General features: G+C 71.1%; 14 protein-coding genes. 11 read left to right on the forward strand and 3 right to left on the reverse strand.

The annotated features are described in order from the left end of the window. The first annotated feature begins 141 nt into the window (after positions 1-141). Positions 142-528, forward strand: a complete 387-nt coding sequence (locus VKG64_03225) for a septal ring lytic transglycosylase RlpA family protein (GenBank protein HKB24042.1) — start codon at positions 142-144, stop codon at positions 526-528. A 104-nt stretch (positions 529-632) separates the two neighbouring features. Further along, positions 633-2,918 (forward strand): aconitate hydratase, encoded by a 2,286-nt coding sequence (locus VKG64_03230; protein HKB24043.1) that lies wholly within the window; start codon positions 633-635, stop codon positions 2,916-2,918. Here the strand turns inward: VKG64_03230 and VKG64_03235 are convergent. Further along, positions 2,915-3,214 carry a hypothetical protein gene (locus tag VKG64_03235; GenBank protein HKB24044.1) on the reverse strand — a complete coding sequence of 100 codons (300 nt, stop codon included), beginning with the start codon at positions 3,212-3,214 and terminating at the stop codon, positions 2,915-2,917. The genes VKG64_03230 and VKG64_03235 overlap by 4 nt on opposite strands. An 80-nt stretch (positions 3,215-3,294) precedes the next feature. Here VKG64_03235 and VKG64_03240 point away from each other — a divergent pair, with 80 nt between their 5' ends. After that, positions 3,295-4,497 (forward strand): amidohydrolase family protein, encoded by a 1,203-nt coding sequence (locus tag VKG64_03240; GenBank protein ID HKB24045.1) that lies wholly within the window; start codon positions 3,295-3,297, stop codon positions 4,495-4,497. An 8-nt stretch (positions 4,498-4,505) separates the two neighbouring features. Here the strand turns inward: VKG64_03240 and VKG64_03245 are convergent, their stop codons facing one another. After that, positions 4,506-5,594 carry a mandelate racemase/muconate lactonizing enzyme family protein gene (locus VKG64_03245; GenBank protein HKB24046.1) on the reverse strand — a complete coding sequence of 363 codons (1,089 nt, stop codon included), beginning with the start codon at positions 5,592-5,594 and terminating at the stop codon, positions 4,506-4,508. 71 nt (positions 5,595-5,665) lie between these two features. Between VKG64_03245 and VKG64_03250 the strand changes: the two genes are divergently transcribed. Next, positions 5,666-6,514 carry an alpha/beta fold hydrolase gene (locus VKG64_03250; protein HKB24047.1) on the forward strand — a complete coding sequence of 283 codons (849 nt, stop codon included), beginning with the start codon at positions 5,666-5,668 and terminating at the stop codon, positions 6,512-6,514. Positions 6,515-6,572: 58 nt separating this feature from the next. Here VKG64_03250 and VKG64_03255 read toward each other — a convergent pair whose 3' ends face one another. Continuing rightward, the gene (locus VKG64_03255) at positions 6,573-6,932 is read right to left on the reverse strand and encodes a hypothetical protein (protein ID HKB24048.1); all 360 of its coding nucleotides are present in this window, start codon (positions 6,930-6,932) and stop codon (positions 6,573-6,575) included. A gap of 111 nt (positions 6,933-7,043) precedes the next feature. Between VKG64_03255 and VKG64_03260 the strand changes: the two genes are divergently transcribed. From VKG64_03260 to VKG64_03290, 7 genes are all read left to right on the forward strand, one after another. Beyond that, positions 7,044-7,940, forward strand: coding sequence for an aldo/keto reductase (locus VKG64_03260; GenBank protein ID HKB24049.1), 897 nt, complete (start codon positions 7,044-7,046; stop codon positions 7,938-7,940). Positions 7,941-7,985: 45 nt separating this feature from the next. After that, positions 7,986-9,005, forward strand: coding sequence for an LLM class flavin-dependent oxidoreductase (locus VKG64_03265; GenBank protein HKB24050.1), 1,020 nt, complete (start codon positions 7,986-7,988; stop codon positions 9,003-9,005). 31 nt (positions 9,006-9,036) lie between these two features. Beyond that, positions 9,037-9,882: a hypothetical protein gene (locus VKG64_03270; GenBank protein ID HKB24051.1), complete on the forward strand. Its 846-nt coding sequence runs from the start codon at positions 9,037-9,039 to the stop codon at positions 9,880-9,882. After that, on the forward strand, positions 9,879-10,094 hold the full coding sequence (locus VKG64_03275; protein ID HKB24052.1) for an Os1348 family NHLP clan protein: 216 nt from the start codon (positions 9,879-9,881) through the stop codon (positions 10,092-10,094). Before VKG64_03270 ends, VKG64_03275 begins: the two co-directional genes overlap by 4 nt. Positions 10,095-10,104: 10 nt before the next feature. Continuing rightward, positions 10,105-11,058 carry an LLM class flavin-dependent oxidoreductase gene (locus VKG64_03280; protein HKB24053.1) on the forward strand — a complete coding sequence of 318 codons (954 nt, stop codon included), beginning with the start codon at positions 10,105-10,107 and terminating at the stop codon, positions 11,056-11,058. Between the two features lie 100 nt (positions 11,059-11,158). Next, on the forward strand, positions 11,159-12,139 hold the full coding sequence (locus tag VKG64_03285) for a peptidyl-alpha-hydroxyglycine alpha-amidating lyase family protein (GenBank protein HKB24054.1): 981 nt from the start codon (positions 11,159-11,161) through the stop codon (positions 12,137-12,139). An 18-nt stretch (positions 12,140-12,157) separates the two neighbouring features. Beyond that, the coding region (locus tag VKG64_03290) for a 4-hydroxyphenylacetate 3-hydroxylase N-terminal domain-containing protein (protein HKB24055.1) at positions 12,158-13,420 on the forward strand (1,263 nt) is incomplete at its 3' end.

A 13,420-nucleotide genomic window follows, 5' to 3' on the forward strand; every position in this document is an offset into this window, starting at 1 on the left:
AAGTACGCCAGGGTTTCCTGCACGACCTTGTCCAGGCTGGCGAGCAGCGCGTCCTTCGGAGCCGGCGTCGTCATCGGCACCCCCTCCTCGGTGAGGACAGGGCCGTAGTGTAGCGCGCCGGTGACCCGTCAGGCGAAAGCCGTGTGGCTCCGCGGACTCCTGGGGCTCCTCGTCCTCGGGGGCTGCGCGCTCGCGCATCCCTCGGCGCCTCCCCCGCGGGTGGCGAGCGAGCAGACGGGCGAGGCGTCGTGGTACGGCCGCCCGTACCACGGCCAGCGCACCGCGAGCGGAGAGATCTTCGACATGTACGCGCTCACGGCGGCCCACCCCACGCTGCCCTTCGGCGCGCGCGTGCGCGTCACGAACCTCAAGAACGGCCGCGCGGTCGAGGTCCGCATCAACGACCGTGGGCCGACGGCGCGCGGCCGCATCATCGACCTCTCCTACGCGGCGGCGCGCGCGCTCGACGCCGTGGAGGCCGGCGTCTTCCCGGTGCGCGTCCGCGTGGTCGCGCTGCCCGAGCGGTAGCGCGGCCGGCGTCTACGGTGCGTCCGTGGCGCCGAGCGTCAGCTCCTCGGCGCGGTGGCAGCGCACATCGTCGGGAACCCGGAGGAGTATATTAGGTGCCGGCCATGATCACCATCGAGTCCACTCCCGAATTCGTCTCGAGCGTCTACGCGCGCATGGACCGGACCCTCGAGGTCGTCCGCCGGAACCTGGGGCGGCCGCTGGGACTGGCGGAGAAGATCGTGCTCTCGCACCTCGACGAGCCCGCGACGACCGGCATGGAGCGCGGCAAGACCTACGTCCAGCTCCGGCCCGACCGCGTGATCCTCCAGGACGTGCTGGGCCAGACCGCGATGCTCCAGTTCATGCAGACGCGCCGCACGCGGACCGCCGTGCCGACGACGATCCACTGCGACCACCTCATCCAGGCGCGGGTCGAGGGCGAGGCGGACCTGCGCGAGTCGCTCGCGGAGAATCGCGAGGTCTACGACTTCCTCCGGACGGCCGCCGCCAAGTACGGCGTCGGCTTCTGGGGGCCCGGCGCCGGCATCATCCACCAGGTCGCGCTGGAGAACTACGCGTTCCCCGGCGAGCTGATGATCGGCACCGACTCCCACACGCCGAACGCCGGGGGCCTCGGCGCCTGCGCCGTCGGCGTCGGCGGCGCCGACGCCGTCGAGGTGATGGCCGGCCTGCCCTGGGAGGTGCTCTACCCGAAGGTGATCGGCGTGCGTCTGACCGGCGAGCTCGTGGGCTGGACGGCGCCGAAGGACGTGATCCTCAAGCTGGCCGGCGAGCTCACCGTCGCGGGCGGCACCAACGCGATCATCGAGTACTTCGGCCCGGGCGCCCGCTCCATCAGCGCCACCGGCAAGGCGACCATCACCAACATGGGCGCCGAGCTCGGCGCGACCACCTCGATCTTCCCGTACGACCCGCGCATGGCGAAGTACCTCGCGGCCACCGGCCGCGGCGAGCTGGCGACGCTCGCCGAGCGCTCGCAGCGTCTCCTCGCCGCGGACCCGGAGGTCGAGGCGCGCCCGGAGCGCTGGTTCGATCGGGTCGTGGAGATCGACCTGTCCACGCTCGAGCCCCACATCGTGGGCCCGCACTCACCGGACCGCGCGCGTTCCATCTCGCGGCTCGGCGCCGAGGTGCGGGACCCGGGTAACAAGTTCGTGGACGTCATCTCCACCGCGCTCATCGGGAGCTGCACGAACTCGTCCTACGAGGACATGAGCCGATCCGCGGACGTCGCCGAGCAGGCGCGCGCTCACGGCGTCAAAGCGGCGGTGCCCTTCATGGTGACGCCGGGCTCGGAGCAGATCCGCGCCACGATCGAGCGGGACGGCCAGATGGCCTCGCTCCTGGCGATCGAGGGGACCGTGCTGGCGAACGCCTGCGGTCCGTGCATCGGCCAGTGGCGCCGCGCCAAAGAGGCGGCCGGCGTGCCGAACACCATCGTCACCTCGTACAACCGCAACTTCCCCATGCGCAACGACGGGCAGCCGACGACGATGAACTTCATCGGGAGCCCGGAGATCGTGACGGCCCTGGCCCTGGCCGGCCGGCTGTCCTTCAACCCCGTGACCGATTCGATCACCGGCGCCGACGGCAAGCCCTTCAAGCTCCGGCCGCCGAAGGCCGCGCCGGAAGTTCCCGCGCGCGGGTTCGCCAAGGGCCGCTCCTCGTACACGGCGCCGCCCGAGGACGGGAGCCGCATCACGCTGTCGGTGGACCCGCGGAGCGAGCGGCTCCAGCTCATGGAGCCGTGGCCGGCGTGGGACGGCGGCGATTTCCGCGAGATGCCGGTGCTCTTGAAGACCAAGGGCAAGACGACCACCGACCACATCTCGCCCGCGGGCCCCTGGCTCCGCTACCGGGGACACCTCGACAAGTTCAGCGACAACATGTTCATGGGCGCGACCAACGCCTACACCGGCGAGGCGGGCAAGGGCCTGAACCTGATCACCGGCGAGCGGGGACAGTCGATCTCGAAGATCGCCAGGGACTACAAGGCCCGGGGTCTCAGGTGGGTCGTCGTCGGCGACCACAACTACGGCGAGGGCAGCAGCCGCGAGCACGCCGCGCTGTCGCCGAGGCTACTCGGCGGCGTCGCGGTGATCGCGCGGAGCTTCGCGCGCATCCACGAGAGCAATCTGAAGAAGCAGGGGCTCCTCGCGCTGACGTTCGGCGATCCGGCGCACTACGACCGGATCCGCGAGGACGACCGCCTGAGCCTCGTCGAACTGAAGGAGCTGGCGCCGGGCCGGCCCGTCACGTGCCTCGTCCACCACGCCGACGGCCGCGTGGAGACGCTGATGCTAAACCACTCCTACGGCCCCGCGCAGTTCGAGTGGTTCAGGCGCGGCTCGGCGCTCAACCTCTTCCACAAGGAGGCGGCCTCCTAGCGGGTGAAGAAGAACTGCTCGGTCCGGGCGTTGCCCGGGCTCCGGAGCGGCCAGTCGTTGCCGAGCGTCGTGGGGACGTTGCGGAAATTCCTGCCGGCCACGACGACGCCCTGCACCATCGGCGTCAGCCCCACCGTGCCGATCTCCCAGAGGTTGTCCACCCAGATCCGGAACAGCTCCTGCGCGAGCTTCGCCTGCTGCTCGGTCCCGACCGTCTTGGCCTGATCGAATTTGGTGGAGATGGTAGCACTCCGATTGCGATCGATTGTTTCTTGAAGCGGTGACAGAGGGCTCACCCGGGGCTGTACCTTCGCGTGATAGGATCGAGCCCTCGGACGCTCGCAGGTGAGGGCGCCGAACGCGGAAGGAGCGAGCGATGCGATACGACGTGATCTCCGCCGACTGCCACATCGACCTCTGCTGGCTCCCGCCCGACCTGTTCGCGTCCAACGCGTCGGCCGCGATGCGGGACCGCATGCCCTTCGTGAGCGACGGTCCCACGGGGCCCAGGTGGACCACGAAGAAGGGTGCGGCCCTCGGCCGCCCGTGCGGCATGGGCTCGGCGGGCCGGGAGTACGTCCCCGGGCGGATCTACCGCTCGGACCGGATGGCGGCGACCGGTCTCTACGACGACGGCAAGCGTGGGATCCGGCGCATCACCGATCCGGAGCTGCGGCTCCGTGACCAGGACCGCGACGGCGTGCAGGGCGAGGTCCTCTACGGGGTCCTCGGCACGACGGGGCGGATGAGCGACCCGGAGGCGGCCGTCGAGGTCATGCGCATCTACAACGAGTGGCTCGCCGGCTTCTGCGCGACCCATCCCGACCGGTACGCGGGCCTGGCCTCGATCCCGAATCACCCGCTCGAGGCGGCCATCGCCGAGGTGGAGCGCGTGGCCAAGCGCGGCGTGCTGCGCGGCCTGGACATCGCCAACTCGTCGGACCTGACGCCGCTCTGGCACCCCTACTGGAACCGCCTGTGGGACGTCATCAACGCGTGCGGCCTTCCGCTCCACTTCCACACGGTGGGCGGCTACCTCCCCGACCACATCCGGAAGATCGTGCTCGTCGGCTCCGATCCCACGCGCGCCAGCGCGCCCGACGCGCCCAAGGTGGACCTCCCCGTGGCCCGGGCGGCCTTCGCGACCAGCATCACCCAGTTCCAGATCAACATGGCCAACATCCTCGCCTCGCTGACCTTCGCCGGCGTGCTGGAGCGCCATCCGCGTCTGCGCCTGGTGCTCGGCGAGAGCGGCATCGGCTGGATCCCCTACATCCTCCAGCGCATGGACGCCGAGTGGGAGGACCAGTTCAAGGATCTCTCGCTCACGATGCCGCCCAGCGAGTACTGGCGGCGGCAGTGCAAGGCGACGTTCCAGACGGACCCGATCGGCATCAAGCTCCTCGACGAGCTCGGCGCCGAGAACGTGATGTGGGGCTCCGACTTCCCGCACCCCGACGGCGTGTGGCCGGACTCGCAGGAGTACATCCAGAAGGAGCTCGGGCACCTGCCCGCGGACGTCCGCCGGAAGGTGGTCTGCGAGAACGCCGGGCGTTTCTACGGCTTCGCGCTCACGTAGGGCCGCGCTCAGGCGACCTGGTAGCGCTTGATCGCCGCCTGATCGAACGCGAGGCCGAAGCCCGGCTTCGCGGGCACGACGAGCTGGCCGCCCTCGAGCTTCGGCGTCTCCTCGTAGAGCCTGAGCGTCCACGGCATGTACTCGACGGTGAGGCCGTTCGGGATCGCGGCGACGAGATGGACGTGGAGCTCGGGGACGAGGTGGCTCACGACGGGCAGGTTGAACGCCTCGGCCATGCCGGCGACCTTCATCCACTGCGTGATACCGCCCACGCGCAGCAGGTCGATCATCACGATGTCGATCGAGCGCGCCTCGAGCAGGTGGCGGAAGGGCACGATGCCGTAGTGGTACTCGCCCGCGGCGATCGGCGTGGCGAGCACGTCGGCGATGCGCGCCAGGCCGGCGTAGTCGTCGTGCGCCGTCGGATCCTCCAACCAGTAGAGATGGTAGGGCTCCATGCGGCGCCCGACCTCGATCGCGTGGTTCACGCTCCAGAGCTGGTTGATGTCGCACATCAGGTCGATCTCATGTCCGATGGCCTCGCGCATGACCCGGACGCGTTCGATGGACGCCGCGACGGTGGGCTCGCTCCCGCACTGCATCTTCATCTGCTTGAAGCCCATGCCGGCGAGGCGCGGCCCGGCCTTCGCGAGATAGTCCACGGGGTGGGGGCGCATGAGGGCGCCGCTCGCGTATGTCGCCACGCGGTCGCGCAGGCCGCCGAGGAGCGCGCACACGGACTGGCCCTGGGCCTTGCCGCGGAGGTCCCAGCACGCGACGTCGATCGCCGAGAGGGCCAGCGTGAAGATGCCGCCCGGGCCCGAGCCGCCCGCCGCGCGGCGGAGCTTCGCGGCGATCGCCTCCACCTGGGTGGGGTCGTCGCCGACGACGAGCCCCGCGAGGGCGTCCACCGCCGCCTTGAGCGCCGGCGTCAGCGCGGCGCCGAAGAACGTGAGGCCGAGACCGACCAGGCCCTGGTCCGTCCCGAGCTCGAGGGTGACGAACTCGCGCGTATCGGTGGGGGCGGGGAGGCCGACGACCAGCGGGTTGTCGGCCGGGGTGCGCAGCACGCGGGTGGTGACGTGAGTGATCTTCATCGGGCGTCTCCTCCGGGCGCGATGGTTGCTTAGACTACCGCGTTTCACGCGGAGGTTCATGCGGTGTCTCAATGATGGTGGAGGAACCCGCCGCGGCCGTCTCGACGCTCGACTCGCGCGCGACGCGCGAGCTCACGCCGTGCGGCGCCGGCTCGATGGTCTGGCGCTCCTGGGGAGAGGGCCGGCCGCTCGTGCTGCTCCACGGGGCCAGCGGCTCGTGGACCCACTGGATCCGGAACATCGCGACGCTCGCCCGACACTTTCGCGTGCTGGCCCCGGACATGCCGGGTTTCGGCGAGTCGGACGTGCCGCCCGAACCGCACACGGCTGACGTTCTCGCCGACCTGATCACCGCCGGACTCGGCGTCGTCCTCCCGTCGCCGGCGGAGCTCGACATCGCCGGGTTTTCCATGGGCGGAATCATCGGCGGCCTCGTCGCCGCGCGCCTCGGGCGTCGCATCCGCACGCTCGTGCTGCTCGGGCCGGGCGGCTTGAGGCTCCCGCCGGCGCCCAGGCGACCGCTGCTCGGCACGCGCCCCGACATGCGTCCTGACGAGGTCGCGCGGACATACCGTGAGAACCTGAAAGTTCTGATGCTCGCGAATCCGGACAAGGTCGACGACCTCGCCGTGTTCCTGCAGATGGAGAACGTCCGGCAGGCCCGGTTCAAGTCGGGCGACATCCCGACCTCCGACGCCCTGCTGCGAGCGCTGCCGGCAATCCGGTCGCGTATCGCCAGCATCTGGGGCGGGTGTGACGCGTTCGTGGGTCCGAATCTCGAGGCCCGCCGGCGCGTCCTGGCGGGGGTGCAGCGCGACCTCGACTTCCGCGTGATCGAGGGCGCGGGCCACTGGGTCACCTACGAAGCGGCCGATCGGGTCGATGCCGCGCTGCTCGAGATCTTGCTCGGGAAGGCGTGACGGGCCGGGCCCCCGCCCGCGGGCGAGGACCCGGCCGCGTCACGAGGTCAATCGCGGATCAATGGTCGTCGTGGTGCCGCCAGCGCTCATGGTCCCAGCCGTGCCTGTGGCCGGGCGGGCCCCAGGCCGGATAGGCCGGCGCGTACTGCGCGTAGGTCCGGTAGTAGTACACGGGGGCCGGCATCTGGTACACGGTGACAGGCTGCGGGACGACGTAGACCGGAGGCGGTGGCGCGACGTAGACCGGCTGGGCCACCACGGCCGGTGCGCGGTAGCCGAAGACGCCGGTGCCCGAGAGGATCTGGTTGAACACGGCGAACGCGCCGAGGCCGAGGGCGGCGTCGGTGGACGAGCCCGCCAGCGCCACTCCCGGGGCCAGCAGCATCGCGATCACGACCAGAGCAGCCACGCGTTTCATGGCGTTTCCTCCTTGGTGGAACGCTACTTCTGACCGGATAGACGACCGCCGCCGGGCCCGCATTTACCGATTTGACGCGCCGCCGGGCCACGGTCTAGTCTCCGCGCAGAGATGGAGCGGCGACGGCTCGGCAAGACGGACATGGTGGCGAGCATCCTCGGCTTCGGCGGCTCCGAGATCGGCTACGAGCGCGTGAGCGGCCGCACGGTGGCGCGGCTCCTCGGGGAGGCACTGGACGCCGGGCTCAACGTGATCGACACGGCCGAGTGCTACGAGGACAGCGAGATCCTCATCGGCCAGGCCCTCGGCGCCCGGCGGCAGGAGGTCCACCTCTTCACCAAGTGCGGCCACGCCCGCGGCTGGGCGCACGAGGACTGGCGCCCGGCACCGCTCCTCGCCAGCATCGAGCGGAGCCTGCGACGCCTCGGGACTGACCACCTCGACCTGATCCAGCTCCACAGCTGCTCGCTCGGCGAGCTGCGGAAGGGCGACGCCATCGCCGCGCTCGAGCAGGCGCGGCAGCGGGGCTGGGCGCGCTACATCGGCTACAGCGGCGACGGCGCCGCTGCCCGGTACGCCGTCGAGTGCGGCCGCTTCGACACGCTCCAGACATCGGTCAACATCGCTGACCAGGAGGCGCTCGAGCTGACGCTGCCGCTCGCGCGCTCCCGGGAGATGGGCGTGATCGCCAAGCGGCCGCTGGCGAACGTCGCGTGGCGGTACGCGCGGAAGCCGGCCGAGCCGTACCACCAGACGTACTGGTCTCGCCTGCGGACGCTCGACTACGGCTTCCTCGCCGACGGCGGCGACGCGGCGGTCGCCACCGCCCTGCGCTTCACGCTCAGCGTGCCTGGCGTCCACGCGGCGATCGTCGGCACGACGAAGCCCGGGCGGTGGCGGCAGAACGCTGCGCTGCTCGAGGCCGGCGGGCTGCCGCCCGCCGAGCTCGAGGCGATCAGCGCGCGTTGGCGCGAGGTGGCGGGCGCGTCGTGGACCGGCCAGGTGTGAAATGATCTACACTACTGCCGCGATGGACGCCGGGGTGCCGTGAGGATGGACGTCGGGATCTTCGATCACCTCGACCGCCGCGACGTGCCGCTCCACGAGCACTACGAGAGCCGGCTGCGCCTGCTGGAGAAATACGACGCGGCCGGGTTCAGCGCGTACCACCTGGCCGAGCATCACGCGACGCCACTCGGCACGGCGCCGGTGCCGGGGGTCTTCCTCGCCGCCGCGACCCAGCGGACGCGCCGCATCCGGCTCGGGCCGTGCGTCTACTGCATGCCGCTCTACAACCCGGTCCGGCTCATCGAAGAGATCTGCATGCTCGACCAGCTCTCGCGCGGGCGCTTCGACCTCGGGGTGGGGCGGGGGATCGTGCCCTACGAGATGGCGTACTTCGATCTCCACCACCTCGAGACCGAGGAGATCTATCTCGAAACGCTCGAGATCGTGCTCCAGGGACTCACGAGCGAGGTCCTCGACCATCGCGGGCCGCGCTACACGTTCCGGAACGTCCCGATGGTCCTCAAGCCCTTCCAGCGGCCCCATCCGCCGCTCTGGTACGGCCTCGGGCACATGGCCGGCGCCGAGTGGGCGGCGACCAACAAGGTGAACGTCATCACCAACACGACGTCGGATCGCTCGAAGCCGCTCTTCGAGCGCTACCGCGAGGTGTGGCAGCGCAAGCACGGCACGGATCCAATGCCGAAGCTCGGGATGTCGCGCCAGGTGGTCGTCGCATCCACGGAGGCGAAGGCCGAGGCGCTCGCCCGGCCGAACTACGCCGTCTGGTACGCGAACCTCACCAAGCTCTGGCGCGACTTCAACTCGATCCCGGTCAACTTCGCCCCGGACTTCGACGAGGCGCGACGGCGGCGCGTCGCCATCGCGGGCACGCCGGCGCACGTGCGCGAGGAGATCGAGCGCCAGGTCGCCGAGAGCGGCTGCACCTACTTCGTCGGCCGGATGATGTTCGGCAACATGAGCGAGGCCGATGCCGGGGCGTCGATCGACCTCTTCGCCGCCGAGGTCATGCCCCACGTCACCAAGCTCGCGCCGCCCGCCGCGTGACGGGCGCGGCGTAGCAGGCGGGGAGAGGGCGATGGGCAGGATCGTGTACGCGGCGGCGATGTCCCACGTGCTCCATCCGGAGTACTACGACAAGAACGTGGGGCCTCGCGGGCGCGCGCTGGTGGAGGCGCTGATCGCGGTCGTGCGCGAGATGGGCGTCGACCTCGCCGCGCGCCGGCCGGACGCGATCGTGATCGTCGCCGACGACCACCTGAACGTCTTCTCGTTCGACGCGGTCCCGGCCATGTGCGTCCGGATCGGGCGCACCGTCCGCCGGATGGTCCAGGAGGACGCGATCGAGTTCGACAAGGCGCTCGACGGCCTCCCCGACCGGTACCCGGTGCACGAGGGCCTGGCCGAGCGCATCCTCGAGCGCGGGCTCGAGGCCGGCTTCGACTTCGCGGCGTCGTGGTCGGGCGCGCTCGACCACGCGTTCCTCTCCCCGCTGACGACCCTCTACGGCGAGCGCCCGATCCCGCCGCTCGTCCCCTTCTGGGTCAACTGCTTCGTCCCGCCGCTGCCCCGCGCGCGGCGCTGCTTCGCCGCCGGCCGGCACATCGCGCGCGTCGTGGCCGAGAGCCCGTGGGACGTCGCCGTCCTCGCGACCGGCGGGCTCTCGCACTTCCCCGAGCTGTCGCTGGCCCGCGTCGGCGAGTCCGACGTCGAGTTCGACCGGCGCGTCGTCGGCTGGATGGAGGCCGGCGAGCACGAGGCCCTCCAGGCGCTCACCGGCAAGGAGCTGCACGCGAGCGGGTCGCACGAGCTGCTCAACTGGATGGTGCTGCTCGGCGCGGTCGCGCCGGCGAAGGCGCGGGTCCGCTTCTTCGGCGAGATGGGCCGGATCGACCTGGCGGCCCTCGAGTGGGCGCTCGCGTGAGCCGCTACGACCTGAACGTCGTCCTCTACCGGTTGAAGAAGGACCGCGAGTTCCGCGCGCGGTTCGAGGCGGATCCCGCCGCCGCGCTCGCCGACGCCGACCTGACCGCCGAGGAGCGCGAGGCGTTTGTCCACTGGGACCCGCGCCGCCTCAACGAGCTGGGCGGGTCGCTGCACCTCGTGCTCTCCATCCCGGGCCGCGGCGCCCACTGAGGGAGGCGACGTGCGCGTCGGCGTCCTGATCCCCACCCGCGGCGCGGTGATGCGGTCGGCGCGCCGGCCGCCCGTCGAGGAGTGCTGGACGATGGCGCGGCTCGCCGACCAGGCCGGCTACGACGCCGTGTGGGTCGGCGACAGCGTCGTGGCGAAGCCGCGGCTCGAGCCGCTGACGACCCTCGCGTACCTCGCGGGCGTCACAACGCACGTGCGGCTCGGGACGGCCGTGCTGCTGCCGGCGCTGCGCCATCCGGTCGTCCTCGCCCACCAGATCGCCAACGTGGACCAGATCTCGCGCGGCCGCGTGGTGCTCGGGCTCGGCGTCGGCTGGAGCCTGCCCGCCGCGGAGCGCGAGTGGGCGGCGTGCGGCGCCGACCACAAGCGCCGCGTCCGGCGGCTCGAGGAGCACGTCGAGGTCTGGCGGATGCTCTGGCGCGGCGAGCCGGTGACGCATCGGGGCGACGACGTGGAGCTGACCGAGCACACCATCGGGCCGCTCCCGTGGACGGAGGCGGGCCCGCCCGTCCTGATCACCGCGGGCAACCGGGGCGAGCTGCTCGCCGCCCAGTTCGACCGGTTCGCGCGGCTCGGCGACGGGATCATCACGACGTACGTCCACGCCGAGGAGTGCCGGCTCGTGCGCGAGCGCGCCGAGGAGGCGCTCGCGCGGCACGGGCGTGCGCGAGCCGGCTTCCCCCTCTGCGTCTACACGACCGTGCGGCTGGAGGACGATCCCCGCACGGCCGAGCGCGTCACCCGGGAGTTCCTCGCGACCTACTACGGCGGCGGCGTCCACTCGCGCGGCACGATGGGCCTCGGCCCGGCCGACGCGGTGCTCGCCGCGCTCGACCGCTACGCCGCTGCCGGCGTCACCGATCTCTGCATCCGGTTCGTCGGCGACGACCAGCTCGCCCAGCTCGAGCGGTTCACCACGGCCGTGCTGCCCGCCCTTCGCGTCTGAGGCGGAGCCGCCGCGCGCGCTTCTTGACTCGGTCCGGCTCTTCTCCCATACTCGCGCCCGCGCGCCGCGAGCGGCGGGCGCGCGGAGGAGGCCCGCAGAGATGCCGACGAGCACGCTGCGCTACGAGGTGGTCGAGGGCTGGGAGCAGCTTCCGCCCGGGTACGAGCACCGCGACGTCGCGGGCGTGGCCGTGGATGGAGAGGATCGCGTCTTCCTGATCTGCCGCGGCGACCATCCGGTCATCGTCTACGACAGTGCGGGGAGGTTCCTGCGCTCCTGGGGCGAGGGCGAGTTCACCTATCGCACCCACGGCATCACCGTCGGCCCGGACGGCACGATCTACTGCAGCGACGACGGCAACCACACCGTCCGGAAGTTCACGCGCGACGGCAAGCTCCTGATGACGCTGGGGACCATGAACACGCCGTCCGACACGGGCTACGACGGCAAGGACACCCGGACCGCCAGGCGGCCGGGCGGGCCCTTCAACCGCCCGACGAATCTCGCGGTCGGGCCGAAGGGGGACCTGTACGTCTCGGACGGCTACGGCAACTGCCGCGTGCACCAGTTCTCTCCGAGCGGCGAGCTCAAGCGGTCGTGGGGCGTGCCGGGCCAGGGCCCGGGCGAGTTCTTCCTGCCGCACGGCGTCGCCGTCGCGGCCGACGGGCGCGTCTTCGTCTGCGACCGCGAGAACGACCGCATCCAGATCTTCAGCCCGGACGGCGAGTACCTCGCCGAGTGGACCGATACCCGGCGGCCGACGCACCTGGTCTTCGACGGTCAGGGACGCGCCTACGTCTCGGAGCTCTGGTGGCAGCCGGGCCAGACGTCGCGGCGCTACGGGCCCGCCGGCGAGACACGCTCGGGTCGCGTCAGCGTCTACGACCGCGACGGCCGCGTGCTCGCGCGCTGGGGCGGGGCCGATCCCGTCGCCGCCGGCAGCTTCGCCGCGCCGCACGGCATCGCGATCGATTCACGCGGCAACGTGTACGTGAGCGAGGTGACCTGGACGTTTGCGGCGAGCCGCGGGCACGTCCCCGCGGGCTGCCACACGTTCCAGAAGTTCGCGCTGCAGGTCTGACCGCACGGGGGTGCGACGATGGCCGCGACGAGCGTGAGGCTCCCGTACACGGGCAAGGAGTTCCTCGCGAGCCTCGACGACGACCGCGAGGTCTGGATCTACGGCGAGCGGGTGAAGCACATCACCTCGCATCCGGCCTTCCAGAACTGCGCCCGGATGATCGCGCGCCTGTACGACGCGCTCCACGAGGACCACGCGCGCGGCACGGGCGTCCTCACCATGCCGACCGAGTGGGGCGGCTTCACGCACCGCTACTTCGTCGCGCCGCGCACGGTGGACGAGCAGGTCGCGAGCCGCGACGCGATCGCCGCGTGGGCGCGGCTCACGTACGGCTGGCTCGGCCGCTCGCCGGACTACAAGGCGGCGTTCCTCGGGACGCTCGGGGCGAACGCCGACTTCTACGCCCCCTACCAGGAGAACGCGCGGCGCTGGTACAAGTTCTCGCAGGAGCGCGTGCCGTTCATCAACCACGCGATCATCCACCCGCCGGTGGACCGCAACATGGCGCCCGGCGCGCCCGGCGGCCCCACCGACATCTACGCGCGTGTCACCAAGGAGACGGACGCGGGCATCCACGTCTCCGGGGCGAAGGTCGTCGCCACCGGCTCGGCGCTGACGCACTTCACGTTCGTCGCGCACCACGGGCTCATCCCGGTGCAGGGCAAGAACTTCGCGATCGTGTTCATGGTGCCCACGAACGCCCGGGGCGTGAAGCTCATCTGCCGGGTGTCGAACGAGATGCGCGCCGCGATGCTCGGCAGCCCGTTCGACTACCCGCTGTCGAGCCGGCTCGACGAGAACGACGCGGTGTTCGTCATGGACGACGTGTTCGTGCCCTGGGAGGACGTGTTCGTGTACGCCGACGTCGAGAAGGCGAACAACTTCTTCCCGCGCACCGGGTTCCTGCCGCGCGCCCTCATCCACGGCTGCACGCGCCTCGCGGTCAAGCTCGACTTCATCACGGGCCTCCTGATCAAGGCGACGGAGATCACCGGCTCGCGCGCGTTCCGTGGCGTGGAGGCGAACATCGGGGAAGTGATCGCGTGGCGCAACATGATCTGGGGGCTCTCGGACGCCATGGCGAAGACCGCGGACCCGTGGACCGGCGGCTGCATCCTCCCGGGCATGGAGCCGGCGGCCGCGTATCAGGTGCTGGCGCCCGAGGCCTACGTCCAGGTGAAGAACATCATCGAGAAGACCGTCGCGAGCGGGCTCATCTACCTGAACTCGCACGCGCGGGATTTCAAGACCGCGGACCTCCGCAAGTACCTCGACCTCTAC

The organism is Candidatus Methylomirabilota bacterium (assembly GCA_035260325.1).
Lineage (GTDB): Bacteria > Methylomirabilota > Methylomirabilia > Rokubacteriales > CSP1-6 > AR19.

Bases quoted from the DNA above. Each gene is read 5' to 3' on its own strand.
- VKG64_03260 (HKB24049.1), top strand. From the start codon at position 7,044: ATGGAGCGGCGACGGCTCGGCAAGACGGACATGGTGGCGAGCATCCTC.
- VKG64_03270 (HKB24051.1), top strand. From the start codon at position 9,037: ATGGGCAGGATCGTGTACGCGGCGGCGATGTCCCACGTGCTCCATCCG.
- VKG64_03230 (HKB24043.1), top strand. From the start codon at position 633: ATGATCACCATCGAGTCCACTCCCGAATTCGTCTCGAGCGTCTACGCG.
- VKG64_03265 (HKB24050.1), top strand. From the start codon at position 7,986: ATGGACGTCGGGATCTTCGATCACCTCGACCGCCGCGACGTGCCGCTC.
- VKG64_03250 (HKB24047.1), top strand. From the start codon at position 5,666: ATGATGGTGGAGGAACCCGCCGCGGCCGTCTCGACGCTCGACTCGCGC.
- VKG64_03285 (HKB24054.1), top strand. From the start codon at position 11,159: ATGCCGACGAGCACGCTGCGCTACGAGGTGGTCGAGGGCTGGGAGCAG.
- VKG64_03255 (HKB24048.1), bottom strand. From the start codon at position 6,932: ATGAAACGCGTGGCTGCTCTGGTCGTGATCGCGATGCTGCTGGCCCCG.
- VKG64_03240 (HKB24045.1), top strand. From the start codon at position 3,295: ATGCGATACGACGTGATCTCCGCCGACTGCCACATCGACCTCTGCTGG.
- VKG64_03245 (HKB24046.1), bottom strand. From the start codon at position 5,594: ATGAAGATCACTCACGTCACCACCCGCGTGCTGCGCACCCCGGCCGAC.